Source organism: Alistipes sp. UBA6068 (assembly GCF_949428155.1).
GTDB lineage: Bacteria > Bacteroidota > Bacteroidia > Bacteroidales > Rikenellaceae > Alistipes > Alistipes muris.
The window spans coordinates 203944-225643 of the sequence record NZ_CASQFS010000002.1 but is presented as its reverse complement, the minus strand read 5'-3'; the positions used below and the strand labels follow the sequence as shown (position 1 = coordinate 225643).

At 60.9% G+C, this 21700-nt stretch carries 21 protein-coding genes; 10 read left to right on the top strand and 11 right to left on the bottom strand.

Features of this window, described 5'->3' with window-relative positions; genetic code table 11:
- Positions 1–109 precede the first annotated feature (109 nt).
- Genes QVG21_RS02380 through QVG21_RS02365 form a run of 4 tightly spaced genes read left to right on the top strand, consistent with a single transcriptional unit; the run spans position 110 to position 3782 of the window.
- On the top strand, positions 110–1891 hold the full coding sequence (locus QVG21_RS02380; RefSeq protein WP_251214629.1) for a chloride channel protein: 1782 nt from the start codon (positions 110–112) through the stop codon (positions 1889–1891).
- A 4-nt stretch (positions 1892–1895) separates the two neighbouring features.
- Complete coding sequence (locus QVG21_RS02375) at positions 1896–2660, top strand: NADH-quinone oxidoreductase subunit B family protein (RefSeq protein WP_251214628.1); 765 nt, start codon at positions 1896–1898, stop codon at positions 2658–2660.
- 1 nt (position 2661) lies between these two features.
- Complete coding sequence (locus QVG21_RS02370) at positions 2662–3210, top strand: chromate transporter (protein ID WP_251214627.1); 549 nt, start codon at positions 2662–2664, stop codon at positions 3208–3210.
- Positions 3210–3782 carry a chromate transporter gene (locus QVG21_RS02365; protein ID WP_287921853.1) on the top strand — a complete coding sequence of 191 codons (573 nt, stop codon included), beginning with the start codon at positions 3210–3212 and terminating at the stop codon, positions 3780–3782. Before QVG21_RS02370 ends, QVG21_RS02365 begins: the two co-directional genes overlap by 1 nt.
- A gap of 393 nt (positions 3783–4175) precedes the next feature.
- Here the strand turns inward: QVG21_RS02365 and QVG21_RS02360 are convergent, their stop codons facing one another.
- Both QVG21_RS02360 and QVG21_RS02355 read right to left on the bottom strand, forming a co-directional pair.
- Positions 4176–5057: a class I SAM-dependent methyltransferase gene (locus tag QVG21_RS02360; RefSeq protein WP_287921833.1), complete on the bottom strand. Its 882-nt coding sequence runs from the start codon at positions 5055–5057 to the stop codon at positions 4176–4178.
- A 35-nt stretch (positions 5058–5092) separates the two neighbouring features.
- Complete coding sequence (locus tag QVG21_RS02355; protein ID WP_287921831.1) at positions 5093–6901, bottom strand: peptidase U32 family protein; 1809 nt, start codon at positions 6899–6901, stop codon at positions 5093–5095.
- An 85-nt stretch (positions 6902–6986) separates the two neighbouring features.
- Here QVG21_RS02355 and serS point away from each other — a divergent pair, with 85 nt between their 5' ends.
- Complete coding sequence (gene serS, locus QVG21_RS02350) at positions 6987–8258, top strand: serine--tRNA ligase (protein ID WP_287921829.1); 1272 nt, start codon at positions 6987–6989, stop codon at positions 8256–8258.
- 54 nt (positions 8259–8312) lie between these two features.
- Complete coding sequence (gene fdxA / locus QVG21_RS02345) at positions 8313–8480, top strand: 4Fe-4S ferredoxin (protein WP_087260820.1); 168 nt, start codon at positions 8313–8315, stop codon at positions 8478–8480.
- A gap of 771 nt (positions 8481–9251) precedes the next feature.
- Here fdxA and trmB read toward each other — a convergent pair.
- The 8 genes from trmB to QVG21_RS02305 form a co-directional block, all read right to left on the bottom strand.
- Positions 9252–10004 carry a tRNA (guanosine(46)-N7)-methyltransferase TrmB gene (gene trmB / locus QVG21_RS02340; protein WP_287921820.1) on the bottom strand — a complete coding sequence of 251 codons (753 nt, stop codon included), beginning with the start codon at positions 10002–10004 and terminating at the stop codon, positions 9252–9254.
- Position 10005: 1 nt separating this feature from the next.
- Positions 10006–10440, bottom strand: a complete 435-nt coding sequence (locus QVG21_RS02335) for a hypothetical protein (RefSeq protein ID WP_287921818.1) — start codon at positions 10438–10440, stop codon at positions 10006–10008.
- The gene (locus QVG21_RS02330; RefSeq protein ID WP_287921815.1) at positions 10430–11785 is read right to left on the bottom strand and encodes a PSP1 domain-containing protein; all 1356 of its coding nucleotides are present in this window, start codon (positions 11783–11785) and stop codon (positions 10430–10432) included. The genes QVG21_RS02335 and QVG21_RS02330 overlap by 11 nt, the downstream gene beginning before the upstream one ends.
- Positions 11786–11832: 47 nt before the next feature.
- On the bottom strand, positions 11833–13194 hold the full coding sequence (locus QVG21_RS02325; RefSeq protein ID WP_251214702.1) for an MATE family efflux transporter: 1362 nt from the start codon (positions 13192–13194) through the stop codon (positions 11833–11835).
- Positions 13195–13663: 469 nt separating this feature from the next.
- Positions 13664–14296 (bottom strand): JAB domain-containing protein, encoded by a 633-nt coding sequence (locus QVG21_RS02320; protein WP_251214620.1) that lies wholly within the window; start codon positions 14294–14296, stop codon positions 13664–13666.
- Positions 14297–14303: 7 nt separating this feature from the next.
- Positions 14304–15002 carry a ribonuclease III gene (gene rnc / locus QVG21_RS02315; RefSeq protein ID WP_251214619.1) on the bottom strand — a complete coding sequence of 233 codons (699 nt, stop codon included), beginning with the start codon at positions 15000–15002 and terminating at the stop codon, positions 14304–14306.
- Between the two features lie 92 nt (positions 15003–15094).
- Complete coding sequence (fabF, locus tag QVG21_RS02310; protein WP_251214618.1) at positions 15095–16342, bottom strand: beta-ketoacyl-ACP synthase II; 1248 nt, start codon at positions 16340–16342, stop codon at positions 15095–15097.
- Between the two features lie 47 nt (positions 16343–16389).
- Positions 16390–16626, bottom strand: a complete 237-nt coding sequence (locus tag QVG21_RS02305) for an acyl carrier protein (protein ID WP_251214617.1) — start codon at positions 16624–16626, stop codon at positions 16390–16392.
- A gap of 176 nt (positions 16627–16802) precedes the next feature.
- Between QVG21_RS02305 and pepE the strand changes: the two genes are divergently transcribed.
- The 3 genes from pepE (at position 16803) to QVG21_RS02290 (ending at position 19225) form a co-directional block, all read left to right on the top strand.
- Positions 16803–17504, top strand: a complete 702-nt coding sequence (gene pepE, locus QVG21_RS02300) for a dipeptidase PepE (protein WP_287921810.1) — start codon at positions 16803–16805, stop codon at positions 17502–17504.
- Positions 17505–17510: 6 nt separating this feature from the next.
- Entirely contained in the window at positions 17511–17873 is a 363-nt protein-coding gene (locus QVG21_RS02295; protein ID WP_287921808.1) for a YraN family protein, read from the top strand.
- Positions 17874–17998: 125 nt separating this feature from the next.
- Positions 17999–19225, top strand: coding sequence for a 3-deoxy-D-manno-octulosonic acid transferase (locus QVG21_RS02290; RefSeq protein WP_287921806.1), 1227 nt, complete (start codon positions 17999–18001; stop codon positions 19223–19225).
- 72 nt (positions 19226–19297) lie between these two features.
- Here the strand turns inward: QVG21_RS02290 and QVG21_RS02285 are convergent, their stop codons facing one another.
- Complete coding sequence (locus QVG21_RS02285; RefSeq protein WP_287921805.1) at positions 19298–20584, bottom strand: L-cysteine desulfidase family protein; 1287 nt, start codon at positions 20582–20584, stop codon at positions 19298–19300.
- A gap of 252 nt (positions 20585–20836) precedes the next feature.
- On the opposite strand from QVG21_RS02285, the gene QVG21_RS02280 reads away from it, so the two are divergent.
- Positions 20837–21667, top strand: coding sequence for a 4Fe-4S binding protein (locus QVG21_RS02280; protein ID WP_287921802.1), 831 nt, complete (start codon positions 20837–20839; stop codon positions 21665–21667).
- Positions 21668–21700 lie beyond the last annotated feature (33 nt).

Here is a 21700-nt window from a genome sequence, read left to right as displayed (position 1 = left end):
CGGCTCCCGACCGAGGAGGGTGACCTGCGGACTGCGGCCCTCGCAACACGCAGGAAACGACCGACTGCGATTTTCGATTCTTAATTTTTCATTTTTAATTCCGGCAAGCATGCGTCTGCGCACCGAACGAATCTACACCTACTTCCTGCACCTGACACGCAGGCTCTCGACGCGGCAAATCATGATGCTGCTGGCGGTGCTGGTGGGTGTGCTGGCCGGGGTGGCGACCTACCTCTTCGAGATGCTGCTCTACGCCATCAAGGGCGGGCTGACGCGCTGGTTCCCGGTCGAAAGCGCCCACCTGCTGTTCCTGATTTATCCGGCGGTCGGCATCATCCTGGCCTCGCTGTTCGTCAAATATGTCGTCCGCGACAACATTTCCGAGGGGGTGACGCGCGTATTGCAGGCCATGTCGCGCAAGAATTCGCGCATCGCCCGCCACAACTGCTGGACCTCGCTGGTGGGCGGCGCCACGACCATCGGCTTCGGCGGCTCGGTAGGCCCCGAGGCCCCCATCGTGCTGACGGGGGCCGCCATCGGCTCGAACGTGGGCAAGCTGTTCCGCCTCAACTACAAACACACCACCCTGCTGCTCTGCTGCGGCGCCGGAGCGGCCATCGCGGCCATTTTCAAGGCCCCGATAACGGGCATCGTCTTCGTGCTGGAAATCCTGATGCTCGACATCACCGCCGCCTCGGTCATCCCGCTGCTGATAGCCTCCATCACCGCCACGACCATGGCTTTCATCCTGCGCGACTTCGACCCCATTCTGGCCGTGACGCTGCGGCCCGAAGACGCGTTCGAGCTGTGGCAGATTCCGCTCTTCATCGTGCTGGGCATCTGTTGCGGACTGATGGCGTGGTACTTCACGTCGATGAACTCGCGCGTGGGCACGTTCTTCAAGGGGCTCGACAAGCAGTACAAGAAATGGATTGCGGGCGGCGCGGTGCTGGGCATTCTGATTTTCATCTTCCCGCCGCTCTACGGCGAGGGCTACGAGGGGATGACCGCGCTGATGCACGGCCACCCCGAAGAACTCTTCGACAGCTCGCTTTTCTACCGCTTCCGCAACATGGACTGGGTGGCGATTCTGTTCGTCGTGGCAATCATGTTCTTCAAGGTCATCGCCATGTCGGCCACCAATGCGGCGGGCGGCGTGGGCGGAACGTTCGCCCCGTCGCTGTTCGTCGGAGCCTTCACGGGCGCGGCCCTGGCGCTGACGTGCAACGCGCTGTTCGACTGGCACGTGTCGCTCGTGTCGTTCACGCTCGTGGGAATGGCTGGCGTCATGGCAGGCGTCATGAACGCCCCGCTGACCTCGATATTCCTTATCGCCGAACTCTCCAACGGCTACGGCCTCTTCATCCCGCTGATGATTACGGCCTGCATCGCCTTTGCGGTGGGCTACTGGCTCGACCCCGACTCGATCTACACCAAGCAGCTGCGCCTGCGGGGCGAACTGCTCACCCACGACAAGGACCAGTCGGTGTTCGTCTTTCTGAAACTCGACTCTCTGATGGAGACCGACTTCATCCGCATCCGCCAGCGCATGACCCTGGGCGACCTGGTGCACATCATCTCCACGGCGCGCCGCAACATATTTCCGGTCATCGACGAATTCGGACGCCTGCTGGGCGTGGTGCAGCTCGACGACCTGCGCGAAGACATGTTCAAGCGCGAGAAATACGGCCACCCCATAACGGACTACATGATCCAGCCGCCCGACCGGATTCTGGAACACGAAACCGTGCAGAGCATCCTGCCCAAATTCGAGGACAAACACACGTGGATGCTGCCCGTGGTCGACAAGCAGGGGCGCTACTTGGGCTTCATCTCCAAGTCGCGCATTCTGAACGCCTACCGCGAACAGCTGGTCCGCATCCAACAATAAAGAGATGATATTTCCGAAAATACGCGTACTGCACAGCCACGGCAGGCAGGCGATTCCCGACCTGGACGCCGTGGAACTGACCCCCGAATTCCGGGGACGGCCCGTGCTGACCTCCACCGACGACCTCGCCGAACTCGAACAGGCCGCGGCCATCTGCCCCACGGGCGCCATCACGACGGCGCCGTTCACGCTCGACCTCGGGCGCTGCGTCTTCTGCGGCGAATGCGCCCGCCGGGCCCCGCGCAACATCCGCTTCACGAACGACTACCGCATAGGCTCGCCCACGCGCGAGGGGCTGGTCATGCACCCGGGGCAGGAACGGGTGGAATTCGACCCTGCGGCCGTGCGGCCCGAAGTGCGCCGCTGTTTCGGCCGTGCGCTGCAGCTGCGCGAAGTCTCGGCGGGCGGCGACGCGTCGGTCGAAATGGAACTGGGCGCCACGGGCAACGTCAACTTCGACTTCGGCCGCTACGGCGTAGGCTTCACCGCCTCGCCACGCCATGCCGACGGCGTAGTCGTGTCGGGCCCGATAACGGCCAACATGGCCGAAGCGCTCGAAATCTGCTACGAAGCGGTAGCGGAACCCAAAATCGTGGTAGCCTGCGGCACCGACGCCTGCTCGGGCGGCCTGCTGGCCGGAAGCCGGGCGCTGGACCGCTCGTTCCTGGACCGCCACGCGGCCGACCTCTGGCTCCCGGGCGCCCCGACCCACCCGATGATTTTCATCGACGGCATCCGCACCCTCCTGGGCCACAAAACCCGCAAGTGACATGCAACGGCTGCCCATCATCTTCGGCACGTTCTTCAAAATCGGACTTTTCACCTTCGGCGGCGGCTACGCCATGATTCCGCTCATCGAACAGGAGGTCATCGACCGCCGGGGATGGGTCGAACGGCGCGAATTTCTGGACCTGCTGACCCTGGCCCAATCAGTGCCGGGCCCCATAGCGGTCAACACGGCGGTCTTCGTGGGCTACCGCATACGCGGCCTGCGGGGCGCACTGGCGGCGCTGACGGGGACGATTCTGCCCTCGTTCACCATCATCCTGCTGATAGCGCTTTTCTTCGCCGACATCCGGCAGAACCCGGTCGTGGACGCGGCGTTCAAGGGGATGCGCCCGGCGGTGGTGGCGCTTATCATCGGCCCGGTCATCTCGCTGGCGCGGGGCATGCACTGGACCATGTTCGCCGTAATCGCGGCGGCCGCGCTGGCCATCTGGGGGCTGGGCTGGTCGCCCATCTATGTGCTGGCGGGCGCGGCCGTAGCGGGCATGGCGTGGGAACTGGCCGCGGCTCACAGGAAAGGAGGCACCCGATGATAGTGCTGTGGCAACTTTTCGTCAGCTATCTGAAAATCGGATTCTTCGGATTCGGCGGCGGCTACGCGATGCTGTCGCTTATCCAGAACGAAGTGGTCGTGCAGCACGGCTGGATGACCAATGCCCAATTCGCCGACATCGTGGCCGTGTCGCAGATAACGCCGGGACCCATCGCCATCAACTCGGCGACCTACGTAGGCTATACGGTGGGCTTGCAGACGGGCTACACGTGGTGCGGCATCCTCGGCTCGGTCATCGCCACGCTGGCGGTGTGCCTGCCGTCGCTGACGCTGATGATGCTGGTGGCGCGCTTCTTCCTGAAGCTCAAGGGCAACCGCTGGGTCGAGGGGGCCATGCGGGGCATGCGGCCTGTGGTCATCGGCATGATTGCGGCCGCGGCGCTGCTGCTGATATTCCCCCGCAGCGACAACCCCGACGACCTCAACTTCATCGACGGCTGGAGCTGGGCGCTGTTCGGCGCCGTCTTCGTCGGCTCGTGGCGCAAGGTCAACCCGATTCTGCTGATATGCCTTTCGGCCGCGGCGGGAATAGCGATTTACTATCTGTTTTAGATACCGCTAAAACGTTTTAGCAAGGCGGGGATAAGGTGTCGTCTGAGCGAGAGCGAACCGACGAACGCAACATGACATTCTGCCGTTATTCCGAACGCAGTTAAGAATCTTTTCGCCCGTCTGCAGTCCACTCGCGGGCCCGGCTGGGGCGGTCGCGCGTAAGCGCGAGCCGGGCGCCGCGCAGGGCTATTTCACCGAATAATTAATAGTAAATAATTGCGGCATATGTCCGCAACATCTGTACAGGCACAATTATAGATTCTTCGCTTCGCTCAGAATGACAAGCGATTACGATGGGACCTTTCACCTTTAAGCCCTCTTCGAGGGCTTGACTTTGCTCCCGCTCGGCATAATCTACCTATGGTAGCTTCTGCCCTCGCTTACTCGCAAAGTTCACCTTGTAAACCGATAGTAAGTGCCCAAGGGCAGCTGCTTGCCGGCGCGGTCGGAGAAACAAAGCTCGCCCCACTGCTCGTCGCGCGGAGCACCGAAAGCCTGCCGCACGGCCGTGCGGGCCAGCGTGGACGAAAGCCCCATCGAATAGAGGTTGAGCACCAGAAAGGCCCCGGCAGGTTCCAGCAGCTGCGCACAACATTCGAGCATCTCGCAGATGTTGTCCTCCAAAATCCATTTTTCGCCGTTGGCACCGCGCCCGTAGGCCGGAGGGTCGAGGATGATGCCGTGGTAGCGGTTGCCGCGCCGGACCTCGCGCTGCACGAACCGGAGCGCATCTTCGACAATCCACCGCACACCGTCCAACCCGCTGGCCTCCATGTTCTCGCGCGCCCACGTGACGACCTGCCGCACCGAATCGACATGCGTGGTCTCGGCCCCTGCGGCCCGGGCCGCCAAGGTGGCGCCGCCCGTATAGGCGAACAGATTCAGCACGCGCGGCCGCACGCCCCCGCTCTTCAAACGCAGGCAGCTGTCGTAGATGAAATCCCAGTTGGCCGCCTGTTCGGGGAAGATGCCCACGTGCTTGAACGACGTGAGTCCCAGCCGCATGCGCAGCTCCGTACTGCCGAGCCGATACCCCACCGACCAGCGGTCGGGAACGCCGGGCCGCAGCCGCCACTCGCCCCGCTCGTCGCTGCGGGCGTCGCGCAGGAAAGCGGCATCGGCCCGCTCCCACTCCCCGGACGGGAGCGACGGCCGCCAGATGGCCTGCGGCTCGGGACGCCGCGTAACGAAACGGCCGAAACGTTCGAGCTTCTCGAAATGGCCGGTGTCGATGAGTTCGTAGTCCCCGAAAAGGGGTGTGAGTTGTTCCTGCATATGTTTTATTTATGGGCAGCTCCGAGAGCCATGCGTTATTTTTCGGCCGCTATCAGCTTCATCTCGCAATGCGCGCAGTCGAACTCCAACCGGTAACGCTGCGCACCGTGCTCTATATAAAGGTCGCCCTGCAGCCGCGGCCGCTCGCGCAGGCACTCGCCGATCTCGCGGCGGATGCAGTAGGCCGACCGCATGACGCACCGCCCCTCGAACGAGGGCGCCAGCTCCAGCGGCGGCTCGACATGCTGCACCCCGTGGTCGCGGTAAAAGGCTTCGGCAAGGCGGTTGGTCACATTCTCCTCGGCGGTCACCGTCGGCGACGGATAGCGGGCCGCGGGATTCTCGGGCAGGATACGATGACTGCGGGGACGGGCCGCACGCGCCTGCAACAGCTTTTCGAGCCCCTCGCGCCGCAACTCGGCCACCAGCGACGCCGGAACGAAGCGTTCCCCGCCGACCACCTCGACCCCGCCGACCGCGAAAATCGTATCGCCGCTCCGTGCCGCCTGCGAGCGGACAGCCGCCGCATTGGCATCGGGATTTTTAGCCGCGGCGAACTCTGCCGCACGCCCTACCTCCGCGGAAATGCCCTCGCAATCGGTAAAAACCAACCGGATGCCGGACGCCGTAACCTCGACTAAAGCCGTGACAGGTATTGCCCGGCGCATACGGCTGGCCGACAGCAGCTTGTTGAACCGATGGTCGTAATTGCGGAAGATTTCGGTCCCCGGCGCGATGCCGTCCATCCGGTTGGGCTCGACGCGCGGCCCCTCGGCGGCGTTGACATGGGTACCGACCAACTCGCCGTCCCGCACGAAACAGATGCCGTCGCCGGGCGCCAAATCGGCCGGGCGCTCCAACCGGAACCCCTTGGGCCCGACCTGCGCGACGCGGCCGATGCGCTCGCCGACCGACTTGGGCGTGTCGAACGACGCGACGCCCGCCCGCCTGCCGTCGAAGAAGAACTGCGATTCGCCGCGGGTGAAACTCTTGGAGGGGTCGGGCGCGAAATCGGGGATGCTCTCCCCCACCGACGACCGCCGCAGCCCGGGCCGCGCAGCCAACGCCTGGTCCACGGCCTGCCGATAGGCGGCCACGACGTTACGAATATAATTGACATCCTTGAGCCGCCCCTCGATTTTGAACGAAGTGACGCCCGCGTCGAGCAAGTCGCCGATGCGCTGCGACAGATTCATGTCGCGCACCGACAGCAGATGCCTGGATTTCAGATAGGTATGCCCTGCCCCGTCGGTCAGGTCCCACGGCAGGCGGCAAGGCTGGCTGCATGCCCCGCGGTTGCCGCTGCGCCCGGAGACCGAACGCGAGAGGAAACAACGGCCGCTGTAACCCACGCAGATGGCGCCGTGGACGAAACATTCGACCTCGGCGTCGGTCGCGGCGCAGACGGCGCGGATTTCATCGAGCGACAAGGCCCGTTCGAGGATGACGCGGGCGAACCCCGCCTCGCCGAGGAACCGGGCCATTGCAGGCGTACGGACCGAAACCTGCGTCGATGCGTGCAGCTCGACGGGCAGATTCATCCGCCGCAAAGCCATGTCCTGCACGATGAGGGCATCGACCCCGGCGGCGATCAGCTCGCGGGCCTGCGCCTCGGCATCCTCCAACTCACTGTCCCACAACAACGTATTGAGCGTAGCGTGAACCCGGACGCCGAACCGATGGGCGTAGTCCGCCACACGCGCAATCTCCCCGACGTCGTTGCCGGCGGCCTGCCGAGCCCCGAACCGGGCGCCGCCGATATAGACGGCGTCGGCCCCGCTGTCGACGGCCGCGACGGCGGAAAGGTAATCTTTGGCCGGAGCCAACAACTCGACGGTTTTCACGCAGGGAGGAATTTTTAGCAAAATTACGATAAAATCCGGAATAAGTTTTATAATTTTGCGATTCGTATAACAAACATTCCGAACCATGCTGACGATAAAACAAATCCGCGACGACAAAGCGGCCGCCGTGCGCCGACTGGCCAAGAAAGGCGTGGACGCCGCCCCGGCAGTCGACCGGATTCTGATGCTGGACGACCGCCGCAAGGCCATTCAGGCAGAACTGGACGCCACGCTGGCCGCCCAGAACAAGGCCGCCAAGGAGATCGGCGCGCTGATGGGCCAGGGCCGCCGCGACGAAGCCGAAGAACGCAAACGCTTCGTAAGCGACCTGAAAGAGAAGTCCTCGCAACTGCAAACCGAATCGAAAGAAGTGCAGGACGAACTCCAGGCGACGCTGGTGACGCTGCCCAACTTCCCGGCCGAAATCGTCCCGGAAGGCAAGACGGCCGAAGACAACGTAGTGGTGAAACTGGTGGAAAACTACACGGTGCTGCCGGAGAACCCGCTGCCCCACTGGGAACTGGCCCGCAAATACGACATCATCGACTTCGACCTGGGCGTGAAGCTCACGGGCGCGGGATTCCCGGTCTACAAAGGCCAGGGCGCCCGCCTGCAACGTGCGCTGATCAACTATTTCCTGGACTGCAACACCCGTGCGGGCTACTTGGAAGTGGAACCGCCCGTGATGGTCAACGAAGCCTCGGGCTTCGGCACGGGCCAGCTGCCCGACAAGGAAGGGCAGATGTACCACGCGACGGCGGACAACTACTATCTGGTGCCGACGGCCGAAGTTCCGGTGACCAACATCTTCCGCGACGTCATTCTCGACAAGAACGATTTCCCGGTGAAGATGACCGCCTACACGCCGTGCTTCCGCCGCGAAGCGGGCTCCTACGGCAAGGACGTGCGCGGACTGAACCGCCTGCACCAGTTCGACAAGGTGGAAATCGTACAGCTGTCGCTGCCCGAGACCTCGTATGAAGCGCTCGACGGGATGGTGGCCCACGTGGAATCCATCGTCCGGTCGCTGGGACTGCCCTACCGCATCCTGCGGCTGTGCGGCGGCGACATGTCGTTCACCTCGGCGCTGACCTACGACTTCGAGGTCTACTCCGAAGCGCAGAAACGCTGGCTCGAAGTCTCGTCGGTGTCGAACTTCGAGTCGTTCCAGGCCAACCGCCTGAAACTGCGCTACCGCGACGACGAGAAGAAGACCCAGCTGGCCCACACGCTCAACGGCTCGTCGCTGGCCCTGCCGCGCATCGTGGCGGCGCTGCTGGAAAACAACCAGACGCCCGAGGGCATCCGCATCCCCGAAGCGCTGATTCCCTACACCGGATTTGATATTATCAAATAAATCCGTATATTTGCTAACCGAACACACATTAACAATTTAATTCTTAACGAAACCATGGCTTACAAAATTACCGACTCCTGCGTTGCCTGCGGCACCTGCATCGGCGAATGCCCCGTCGAGGCCATCTCGGCCGGCGACATTTATGTCATCGACCCCGACAAGTGCATCGACTGTGGCACCTGCGCAGGCGTCTGCCCCAGCGAGGCGATCGTATCGGAATAAGTTCCGCCGAACGCATAAGCAAAAACGCTCCCGTGAAAGGGAGCGTTTTTTTGTGGAACGCAACGAATGCGAACCACGGAACGGAATCGCCGAAAACAGACGGCCGCCACACCCGAACGAAATATGATTGCGCCCGTATCTGTTAACAAAATAACACGTTACGGTCTTTTCACGGTTATTTTGGTCTGAAATTTGCGGGGGGGGGATTTTTTGTATCTTTACAGAAGATAGGCTTCGTCTCGGGAATGCCCAAATAAATTTGACATTCCACTCGGCTTATTCGTATCTTTGCACTGCCGGGCTGAAGCTGGATAGCCCGGTGCTGGGATGTTGACGCAACTCCACACCCTTCGGGGCACTGTCCGGAAATATTCGGACGGTGTTTTTTTATGCACCGAAAAAAAATGTTATCAGAAACCGAATTTCACCACCGAACAAGAAAAATCGTCACCATTGCGAGAACTTCACATCATAAGCCGCTTGCAAACTATGCAAAGAAAATGCAGTTTTTTTCAAGATATTGAAGGCGCCCCAGACTCGGCACCGGTGTTCTTTTGCCGCTTTTTGTTCCGGCAAAAAGCGGCGGAAAAACCTCTCCTCACAGACGTCTCCGCCTACTACGGACGGACTAAAAGCTACTTCGGGCGCCTGACGCGGGTTTGCAAGCAAACCGGCCCCTACGTCGACGCTTTTAATCCGTCCTACGCTTAACGGCTCCGACGTCGAGTGAGGACTTTTTCTTATTTCCGTTAGAAAGTATTTGAAGTACAATCAGAACGCGCGGACGCGGCTCTCCTCGCAATCCTTGTCGAGCTTGTCGTCCTCGTCCCAATCGAACCACCCGAACTCGCGGCGCCCGCCCAAGGAAAAGCGCGTATAGGTAATAGGAAGCCCCATTTTGAGGAACCGCTGCTCGTAGGCCGTCTTGACGGAAAGCACCTCGTCGGCGAAACCCGAACCGTAGATGTCGGGATTCGAGACCTCGCACGGCAAACCGTAACGACGGATGACCTCGGCGGTATAACCGTAGAGATGCTGGGAATCGGTCTTCAGATGGATCAACCCCTCGGGCCGCAGCAAACGGGCATAACGTTCCAGAAAGAGGGGCGAGGTGAGGCGCTTCTTGGCCCGGCGGTTCTTGAGCTGCGGGTCGGGAAAGGTAATCCAGATTTCGGAGACCTCGCCCTCGGCGAACAGGCCCCCGAGAAATTCGATGCGGGTACGCAGGAATCCGACGTTGGTCATCTGCCGCTCGGTCGCAGTCTTGGCACCGCGCCACATGCGGGCCCCCTTGATGTCGATGCCGATGAAGTTGCGCGAAGGGTCGCGCTCGGCCAGCGCCACGGTATATTCGCCCTTGCCGCAACCCAGTTCCAGCACGATAGGACGGTCGTTCTTGAAAAAATCGCGGTTCCAATGCCCTTTCAACGGGTGGTCGCAGCGGAACACGTCGTCGAACCCGGGCTGCACGAAACAGGCGAAACCGAGGTTTTCGCGGAATTTGCGGAGTTTGTCTTTTCCCATCTTACTTGGTCTCTACATACAGCCCCACGGCTTCGACGCCCACGACCCTGCGGGCAGGGGTCACCGAAAAACGGTAGTCGCCGCTGCGGCCGAAAACCGCCCGCCTGCGATAGACCGCCGCCGATTCGTGAAAAACCGCCGCGGGATGGCGCGCGTGCGTCGCACAAAAGAGAAACGGCTCGGCGAAAAGCAACGAATCGGGCGTGCGCACCTCGACATGCAAAGTCAGCGTATCGTCCTTGAACCGAGGGTCGAAGCGCAGGAAAAACGACAGGTCGCACCGGGCGAGCGTATCGGAATTCGGCACCGTCAACTCGGCCGCCCCGCTCCACCCCAACGGGTCGACGTCCGCCGCCACCGACCGATGGGGCGTCCGGCAGGCAGCCGAAAGCAATGCGACGACGGCCAACGCCGTCCGTATCCACTTAGTTCCCACCGCCGTCCTTTTCGTCCCGGCCGGAACGCATGCGCTCGCCCTGCTGACGATTGCCGCGGAAACGGCTGCGGTCGTTGCGACGGCCACCGTGGGAACGGGAACCGCTGTTATTGGAACGCAGAGCGTCGCCGTTATCGTGCGCCTGCCGACCGCTGTGCTGCCGCTCGCCGTCGGCCCCCTGCGGCTGCCCCGGCTGGCGCTCGCCCCGGCTGTTACGGCCGTGCCTGCGGCGCTTGCTCTTATCGAAACGGGTGATGCTGTCCTCGACCGAACCGGCCCCGTAGGTCGGCTCGCCGCTGGCGGCAGGAATGTCGTCGGCATGCTGCAGTCGGTCGACCTTCTTGCCCTCCTGGTTCAGCGCCATGATCTCCCGGACCCGCGGCACGGAAAGCGTGGTCAGATTGGCCAACGTATCCTTGGACGAAGAGAAAGTCATCGTCCCGGCCAACACGTCGGTCTTGACGAGGAACCACTCGCCGTCGATGGTCTGCAACGGCTCGCGCAGCCGCGGGAACGCCTTGCGGGCATCGACGTAGGTGTCGTACTCGTACATCATGCAGCACTTGAGCTTGGAACACTGCCCGGCCAGCTTCTGCGGGTTGAGCGAGATGTCCTGCGCCCGGGCGGCCCCGGTGGTGACGCTCGAAAAATTGGAAATCCACGACGTACAGCACAGCTCGCGGCCGCAGGCCCCGATGCCGCCGATGCGCCCCGCCTCCTGCCGGGCACCGATCTGCTTCATCTCGATGCGGATATGGAACCGCTCGGCGAAGACCTTGATGAGCTCGCGGAAATCGACGCGCTCGTCGGCGATGTAATAGAAGATGGCCTTGATTTTGTCGCCCTGGTACTCGACGTCGCCGATTTTCATGTTGAGCCCCATGTCGGCGGCAATCTGACGCGAGAGAATCATCGTCTCGTGCTCCAAGGCGATGGCCTCCTGCCACCGCTCGATGTCGTAGGGCTTGGCCTTGCGATAGATTTTCTTGTACTCGCCGTTGTAAGGAGTGAAGCCCGTGCGGCGCATCTGCCGGGCCACCATGTCGCCCGTGAGCGAGATGACGCCTATGTCGTGGCCGGGCGAAGCCTCGACCGCCACGATGTCGCCCTTTTTGAGGGGAAGGTTGTTGACGTTCTGGTAGAACGAACGGCGCGTATTCTTGAACCGGACCTCGAAGATGTCGGTCGGCACGTTGTCGGGATACTCCTCCAGCCAATCGGTCTCGTGCAACTTGAGACACCCGCCGCAAGGCTGTGCCTCGGGCTCGTCGCCCTCGTTGCAAAAGGCGCAGCCGCGGCCGATTTCGGGTTGGAACTTGCAGGTATGCTGTTTTTCGGAATCCATGGGACGATATTTTGTGTAAAGTTACACAAAAAAAGCGAACTGTGCAATTACGCCGCCTGCGTATAGAGCTTTCTGACGCTCCGCCGGATGCGCACGATCATCAGCAGGGCGGCCATCGAAAGCCCGAACGAGAACCCGAGGAACAGCCCCGACGGCCCCATGCCGAGCGTGAAGCCGAAAAGATACCCCACCGGCAGATTGAGCAGCCAATAGGAAATGAAAGCGATGGGCATGATGATTTTCACGTCCTGGATACCGCGCAGGATACCCACCGACACGTTCTGCACCCCGTCCGAAAGCTGGTAAAGCGCGGCGAAAATCAACAGCTGCGAAGTAATGGCGATGACCTCGGGGTTGGAAGTGAAAAGCGTGGGAATCCACCCGCGCAATGTAATGAAAACCAAGGCCGCAAAGAAATTCCACGCCAACACCAGGTGGTACGACGCCTTGGCCGCCAACGACAGCTCGGCGATGTTGCGGACGCCATAGCAGTGCGAAATACGGATGGTGGTGGCCGCGCCGATGGACATGACGATCATGAAAGCGCAGTTGCCCAACGTAATGGCAATCTGGTTGGCGCTGATGGCCTGCGTGCCGAACCACCCCATCATCACGCTCGTACCGACGAACGCCGACGATTCGAGGAACATCTGCAACGAAATGGGCAAGCCCATGCGAAGCAGCTTCCGCACCGTCGACCACGAATAACGCCGGGGCGAAAAACCCTGCAAATAAGCCCGATAAACGGGACGAGAACAGAAGTAGCCTATCATCAGCACGGGCGCAATCGTCCGCGAGAGCAGCGTACCCAATCCGGCCCCTTGGGCCCCCATTTCGGGAAATCCGTAACGGCCGTAGATGAAGACCCAGTTGAAAGCGATATTGGCCAGGTTGGCGATAATCGTGACGACCATCTCGACCTTGGTATTGCCCACACCCTCAAGGAATTGCTTGAACGCGAAGAAGAGCATCATCAACGGCATGCTGTAAACGAGCATCCGGTAATAAGGCACGGCCATATCGACCACTTCGACGGGCTGGCCGAGGTGGTAAAGCAGCGGAATTGCGGCGAACTGCACGAGCGACAACCCGACGCCGAGCAACGTATAGAACAGAATGCCGTTCTGCAACAAGGCCGCCGAACGCTTGTGCTCGCCCTGCACGAAAAGCTCGCCGACCAGCGGCGTCATACCCAGCGCCAGCCCGATGGCGGCGATGCAGAGGATGAAGAAGACCGAACCGCCGAACGACACGGCGGCCAGCGGCAGGGGGTCCTCGCCGCCGTAGCGGCCGACCATCAGGTTGTCGGCAACCTGCGTAAGGATTTGTCCCACCTGCGTCAGTACGACAGGCAGGGCCAGTTTCAGATTGGCTTTGTATTGTTCCCGGTATTTCGCAAAATTGTACAGCATAGGGGGACAAAGGTAGTGCAAGGCGAGCGCAATGCCAAATTTATTTGGGCATTGCCAAGCCGCCGCCTGCCTAAGCGAGAGTCCACCTCTCGCAATGTATGTGCAAGGCAAGAGGAAAAGCAAACGAAATATATTAATTCGCTGCCGACACAATCCATAAAACCCGGCTCTTAGCCGGGCCGAGCCGCAGCCTACCTAAACCAAGCGGAGCGCAGGTAAAGTGCAAGGCGAGAGGAAAAGCAAACGAAATATATTAATTCGCTGCCGACACAATCCATAAAACCCGGCTCTTAGCCGGGCCGAGCCGCTGCCTGCCTAAACCAAGCGAAGAATCTACCTGATCAATAGGGAAGATGTTTCGCTATCGCTCAACATGACATATCTTTCCAATTATTCCCTATTTACCACTATTCACTCCGAACAAAGCACGGAAGCCCCACAACCAGCCGAAACAACAAGTCGACGGCTACAACATCTTGGACTGACGGAAAGAGAAGTACCCCTCGCGGGCAATGATGATATGGTCGAGCACGCGGATGTCGAAGAAGCCGGCGGCGCGCAGAATGCGCTTGGTCAGCAGCTTGTCGTCGTCGCTGACCTCGGCGGAACCGGAGGGATGATTGTGGATAAGGACCAGCCGCGTGGCCAACAATTCAAGGGCGCGCTTGATGATGATCCGATGGTCGACAATCGTAGCCTGCACCCCGCCCTGGCTGATGCGCCAACTCTCCAAAATGCGGTTGGAAGAGGTCAGGTAAACGGCCCAGCACTCCTCGTGATCGAGCTTTTCGAGCCGGGGCCGGAAATAACGCACCACGTCCTCGGTGTTCGAGAGGGTTTCGGCTTCCTGCACCTGCATGGCGGCGGCCCGACGGCCGAACTCGGCGGCAGCCACCAACAACCGGGCCCGCCGCAGCCCCAGGCCGCCCATCATCCGCAGGCGCGCCAACTCCGCGGAACCCAGGCGCACCAACGAACCGCCCGAAGCCTTCAACAAAGCCTCGGCAGTCAACTCGTCGTCGGTCAGCAACGTGAGCAACTCCTTGTCGGTCAAGGATGCCGCACCGCGCGCCGCCAATTTGTCGTACAGATTTTTCACGACCGGATCAATTGGTAAGCCGGTCCACCCGGTCGAGCAACGATGCGCACTGCTCGTCGCTCATATACTCGGCCACGGAAAACGCCGCCTGCTGCTCAGCCTCCTTCTTGGAATCGCCCGACCCGTGGCCCACCTCGATGCCGTCGACCAACACCGTGGCGAAAAACACGGGATGATTGGGCGCATAACCCTTGTCGTGCTCGGTGCGGAAAAGCACCTGCCGATGATGCTTCTGGCACCACTCGATCAGACGGCTTTTATAATCGGTCTCGGAAAGGGTCAGTTCGTCGACATTGAGGAAACGCCTGTATATATTATTGATAAGCAGACGATTGACAAACTCGTAACCCTGGTCGAGGTACACAGCCCCCATCATAGCCTCGAACGCATCGCCGAAGATATGCTTCTGGATGAAAGCGACCCCGCCGTTGGAAATGACATGCCTGTCGAGCCCGACATGCACGGCCAACGCGTTGAGCGACTGCCGCGAGACGATGCGGGCCCGCATCTTGGTGAGGAACCCCTCGTCGTGGCCGGGAAACTCGATGAACAGGAAATCGGAGGTGACGGCCTCGATGACGGCATCGCCCAAAAACTCGAGCCGCTCGTTGTTGATGGACTGCCCGTCCTCCAAAACCAAAGAAGCTGACTTGTGAACCAAAGCCAGCTTGTAGAGTTCGATGTTGTGCGGGACGAACCCGAACATCTCATCGACCATTGTGTAATACGCCTTGTCCCGGCCGAAGCTCCTCCGCAGAGGACGCAGCAGAAAATCCAACACGGCGGGCGGGACGAGGGTTAGAACTTCCGGAAAACGACCGTAGCGTTGTGGCCGCCGAAACCGAACGTATTGCTCAGTGCGCACTTCACCTCGCGGTGCTGCGGCTTGTCGAGCGTAAGGTTCAGCTTGGGATCGATCTCCGGATCGCGGTTCTCGCAATTGATAGTCGGGGGAATGATTCCCTTGGTGATGGCCATGATGCAGGCCAGCGCCTCGACGGCACCCGTAGCACCCAGCAAATGGCCGGTCATCGACTTGGTAGAGGAGATGTTGATGTCGTAGACATGGTCGCCCAACACGCCCTTGACGGCCTTGAGCTCGGCGATGTCGCCCAGCGGGGTCGAAGTACCGTGCACATTGACGTAGTCCACCTCCTCGGGGCTGATGCCGGCGTCCTTGATGGCGTCGCGCATCGACTTCATGGCGCCGATACCCTCGGGGTGGGGAGCCGTGAAGTGGTGGGCGTCGGCCGACTCGCCGCCGCCGACGAACTCGCAGTAAATCTTGGCGCCGCGAGCCTTGGCATGCTCCAACTCTTCGAGCACGAGCGCACCGGCACCCTCGCCGACCACGAAACCGTCGCGGTCCTTGTCGAAAGGACGCGAAGCGTGCCCGGGATCGTCGTTACGGGTGGAGAGGGCCTGCATCGAATTGAAACCGCCGACCGACGGCTCGTTGACCGCAGCCTCCGAACCGCCCGTAATCATGACATCGGCCTTGCCGTAACGGATGGCCTCCAAAGCGGCGATAAGACCGTGGTTGGAAGAAGCGCACGCCGAGACGGTGCAGTAATTGGGACCCATGAAACCGTACTTCATGGAGATGAATCCGGCAGCGATGTCGGAAATCATGCGGGGAATGAAGAACGGGCTAAACCGAGGGGTCATACCCCCCTCGGCGTAGCCCAGACATTCGTCGAAGAACGATTTGAGTCCTCCGATACCCGAAGCCCAGATTACGCCTGCGCGCTCCTTGTCGAGCTTGTCGAAATCGAACGCCGCGTCCTCGACGGCCTGCGTGGCCGCGATGAGGGCATACTGCGTGAAAAGGTCGTACTTGCGTACCTCCTTGCGGTCGAAATACTGGTTCGGGTCGTAATTTTTCACTTCACAGGCAAAACGGGTCTTGAATTTTTCGGCATCGAAGTGAGTAATGGGCGCGGCACCGCTGACACCTTTCTCCAGATTCCGGAAATACTCCTCGATATTATTGCCGAGCGGGTTGATCGTACCGATACCCGTGACGACTACTCTTCTTTCTGCCATAAAACGAAAAACCTTATTGTCGTGTGAATTGAATTAAGCGGGGGAAATTATTTCTTGTGCTCCTCGATGTAGCTGATCGCGTCGCCTACGGTGGCGATCTTCTCAGCGTCCTCGTCGGGAATCTGAATATCGAAAGCCTTCTCGAACTCCATGATCAGTTCCACAGTGTCGAGCGAATCGGCGCCCAGGTGGTTGGTGAAGCTGGCTTCGGGTACTACTTCCGTCTCCTTGACACCCAGTTTGTCTACGATGATCTCGACAACTTTAGCTTGAACTTCTGACATAATTTTAAGTTTTTAGTTAAACAATTATTTAGGAAACAAAATTTTATTTCCGACGTAGTTGTGCGCAAAAGTAACACTTTTTTTATTACTTTTGACAAAACCCCGAAAATTTTTGTTCACAACAATTCGGACATTCAGCACAATTTCAAAATTAAGGGATTCAAAACCACCGCCTTATGAAACTTCTTCTGATTTCCAATTCGACCAACGCCGGCGAGGAGTACCTGCGCTATCCGCTGCCCGAAATCGGGCGTTTCCTCGACGATGTCCGTGAAATAGCGTTCGTGCCCTATGCCGCCGTGACATTCTCCTACGCCGAATACGAACGCCGTGTGGCCGCCCGCTTCGCCGAACTGGGCATCCGCGTGCGCTCGGTCCACCGGGCGGTCGACCCGGCCCGTGCAATCCGCCGGGCCGAAGCGATCTGCGTGGGCGGCGGCAACACCTTCGCGCTGGCCAAGAAGATGCAGGAACAGGGACTGATGCAGGTCATCCGCGACCGCATCCGGGCCGGAATACCCTACGTGGGCTGGTCGGCCGGAAGCAATGTCTGCTGCCCGACGATTTCGACGACCAACGACATGCCCATCGTCGAACCCCGCTCGTTCCGGGCCATCGGCGCCGTGAAGTTCCAGATCAACCCCCACTACCTGGACGCCAATCCCGCAGGCCACGCGGGCGAAACCCGCGAACAGCGCATCCTCGAATTCATCGAAGCCAACCCGCGCCGCTGGGTCGCAGGGCTGCGCGAGGGGTGCATGCTCCGCTACGAGGACGACCGGCTCGAACTGATAGGCCAACGGCCGATGCGCATTTTCAAGAAGGGTCAGGAACCGTTCGAGGTCAAGGCGGGCGACGACCTGTCGTTCCTATTATAAATAGGTATGACCTCCTCCGAAACGGGCCGGGCCGGCGAACAGGCCGCGGCGGACCATCTGCGCCGTGCGGGCTATGAAATCCGTGCGCTCAACTGGCGGCACGGACGCTACGAACTCGACATTGTGGCGCAGAAGGAGCTCACGCTGCACATCGTCGAAGTGAAAACCCGCCGCCAAGGCTCGCTCACCCCGCCGGAAGCCGCCATCACGCCGCAGAAATTCCGGGCGCTGCGCCGGGCCGCGAGCTGCTACATCACCGCGACGAACTGCGACATGGAGGTGCAGTTCGACCTCGCGGCCGTGGAACTGGCCCCCGACGGCACGGCCCGCGTGGAGCTGGTCGAACGGGCCATGGAATGCCATTGGTGAGAAACCGCCCGGCTATTTTGCATTTCCGACAAAATATGCTATCTTTGTTCTATATAAAAAACTTCGCAGCAGCGGAGCGGTCGCCGGACCGCCCGGCGCCGCAAAACGCACTACCGAGAAGCACCATGTTTTTCTACAATCTGGGACTGCGGATTTACGCATGGCTCATCCGTCTGGCCGGCCTCCGGATGCCGAAAGCCCGCCTGTGGACCGAAGGGCGCCGCGGCCTTTTCAAGCGCATGAAGCAGGCGATCGACCCCGACGCCCGCATCGTATGGCTCCACGCGGCGTCGCTCGGCGAATTCGAGCAGGGGCGCCCCATCCTCGAACAACTGCGCCGCGAACACCCCGAATACAAGATTCTGCTCACCTTCTTCTCGCCCTCGGGCTACGAAATCCGCAAGAACTACAAAGGGGCCGACTACATCTTCTACCTGCCCATCGACACGCCGCGCAACGCCCGGCGCTTCCTTGACATCGCGCACCCCGAAATCGCCGTCTTCGTAAAATACGAATTCTGGCTCAACCTGCTCAAGGAACTGCGCCGCCGCAAGGTCCGCACCTATGTCGTCTCGGCCATCTTCCGGCCCGATTCGATTTTCTTCCGCCCCTACGGCGGCATGTGGCGGCAGGCGCTCGAAGCCTTCGACGCCATGTTCGTGCAGAACGAGGAATCGAAACGGCTGCTGGGCGAACTGGGATTCGACAACACAGTGGTCGCAGGCGACACGCGCTTCGACCGGGTGGCCGAAATCGCCCGGGCGGCCCGCAAAATCGACGTCGTGGAGCGCTTCAAGGGCGACAAAAGGCTGTTCGTCGCAGGTTCGACATGGGGCCCGGACGAAGAACTGCTGATTCGGCTGATGAACGACAATCCCGACGTGAAGTTCCTAATCGCGCCCCACGAAATGGAGGAGGGCCGCATCGCCCGGCTCATGGAACAGACCCGCGGCGGCGCCCTGCGCTATACGGCCTGGACGCCGAGCACGGGCTACGGCTCGAAGCAGCTGCTGATTCTCGACACCGTGGGACTTCTCTCGTCGGTCTACGGCTACGCCGCATGGGGTTATATCGGCGGCGGATTCGGCGTAGGCATTCACAACACGCTCGAAGCCGCCACGTTCGGCCTGCCCATCGCGTTCGGCCCCAACTACCAGAAATTCAAGGAAGCCCGCGACCTGGCGACGCTGAGCGCCGCCTGCCCCGTCGAAAACTACGACCAGTTGCTCGCATGGTTCATCCCTCTGCGCGACAACCCCGGCTTCCTGCAGAAAACCAGCCGTATCGCCCGCGACTACACCACCAGCCACCAAGGCGCCACGGCCCTGATTCTCCGCACGATTTTCCAATAAACGTCCGCTTCAGCCACAAAAAAAGTCTCCTCCGTCGCGCGGAAGAGACTTTTTTCTGTTTCAGCGTATCGCTCAGCACTTGTTGGTCATGATATTCAGCACGAGACGGTCGGTTTCGTTCATGCCGTCGCGCCCGATGTCGGTCAGATTGCGGATGCAGCGGTCGACGTCCTCGTCGATGATACCCTCCACGGGCGTCACGCAATGGCCGTCCATCGCCATCAGGGCCGACAGAACCGCCGTCGAAACGCCGCTCGTGAGCTTCATGGCGCAGCTGGGTTTGGCTCCGTCGCAAATCATGCCCGTCAGATTGGCAATCATGTTCTTCACGGCGGCCGCAGCCTGCGCATAACCGCCGCCCATCAGATAGACGATGCCGCAGCTCGACCCGGTAGCCGCGACCACGCAGCCGCACAATGCCGACAGGCGGCCCAAACTCTGCTTGATGTAGATGACCGTCAGATGACTGAGGGTCAGCGCACGAATCGTCCGCTCCTCGTCGGCCCCCGTCTCCTCGGCGTAAACCACCACCGGAAGCGTTGCCGCGATGCCCTGGTTGCCGCTGCCCGAATTGCTCATGACGGGAATCATCGCCCCGGCCATCCGCGCGTCGCACGCAGCGGAGGTGTAGGAAAGAATCCGCGAGAAAATGCTGTCGCCGATGACTTTCAGTTCGCGCTCGCGCCGCAGGGTCCGGCCGACGCAATGGCCGAATTCGCCGCTGAACGACCGTTCGGCCGCCGCCTTGTTGAGCCGCCGCGTTTCGAGGATGAAACGAATTTCGTCGAGCGGTGCCGTCATGGCGAAATCCCACACCCGCTGCAACGACAGCGGCACCCCGTCCGTCTCCTGCTCCGCCGCTCCGGACCTACGCTCGTCGAGCTCCGCCACCCCGTCGCGCTCCAGATAGACGAACCGGGTATGCCCTCCGGCAATGACAGCCACGGCCCGGTGCCCGGCAGCTTCGGCCTCGATTTCGATATAGAGTTTCTCGGCGATGCCCTCCTTGAGACCGATTGAAATGCGCTTTTCGTCGATATAGGCACGCCCCTGCTCCACGGCTTCGGGCGTCACGTCGCGCAGCACCTCCAACCCGTACTGCGAACGTCCGACCGAAGCGCCCAGCGCCACGGCAATCGGCAGGCCGATCATCCCCGTACCGGGAATCCCCACGCCCATGGCGTTCTTGAGGATGTTGGCGCTCAGCCGCACCGCGATTTTTTCGGGCAGCGCACCGAGCAGCTCGGCGGCCCGGGCGGTGCAAAGAGCCACGGCGATGGGCTCGGTGCAGCCGATGGCCGGAACGACTTCGCGGCGGATCAGGTCGATGATTTGTTGGCGTTCGGGTTGCGGAATCATGGCAGCTGTGTTTGCTTTTTGCCGAAAAAAACGAATCTTCGGCAAAGTCAAAGATACGAATAAGCCGAGCGGAATGCCAAATTTATTTGAGCATTCCCGAGGCGTGAGTATCTTCGGCGAAGCCAAAGATACGAATAAGCGAGGGCAAAAGCAAATTCATTCGCATTTTGCCGAGCGGGAGTATCTTCAGCGAAGTTAAAGATACGAAATAATCCGCAGAAACCGTATCTTTACGGCGAAAAACCGACGACCATGCAACCCTCCGAACTCCGCACGCTCTTTTTTTCGCCGACAGGCACCACCCGCCGCGTAGCCGATGCCATTGCGCAAGCGGCCGCAGACGGCTCTCCCGTCGTCGCGACCGACCTGACCCACACCAAGGCACCGGCTCTGACGTTCGGGCCCGACACGGTCGCCCTCCTTGCGGCACCCGTCTACGGCGGCCATATTCCGCCCTTGGCTTTCGAGCGGCTGGCCGAAATCCGTGGCAACGACACCCCTGCAATAATCGCAGTCGTCTACGGCAACCGCGATTTCGGAAAGGCCGCCGTCGAACTGGCGGAATTCGCCCGCCACCACGGATTCCGCCCCATTGCCGCGGCGGCATTCGTGGGCGAACACTCGTACAGCAGCCCCGCCGCTCCGATTGCCGCCGGACGCCCCGATGCCGACGACATGGCCGTCGCAACCGCATTCGGCGCAAACATCCGGGCCAAACTGCGCGCAGAACAGCCTGCAACCGTCGACGCTGCCCGGCTGAAAACACCCCGAACGTCCCTGCTCTCCCTGCTGCGATTTATCCGCTTCGTGCTGGCCTATCGGCGCCGGCAGCGCAAAAATCCGGTTGTACGCATCCCCGTCGGCGACGCCGCACGTTGCACCCGGTGCGGCCGCTGCGCAGCACTCTGCCCGACGCAAGCCATCGCACGCGGCGACGAACTGCACACCGACCCGCAGCGCTGCATCCGCTGCTGCGCCTGCGTCAAAGGCTGCCCGACCGGAGCTCGGAGCTACGAAACGTCCTTCGCCGAGGCCCTGGCCCGCAATTTCTCCCGGCGCAAGCCGCCCGTCACTCTGCTATGAAAACAACTTCGATAGAACGCCTTGCCCGTCCCA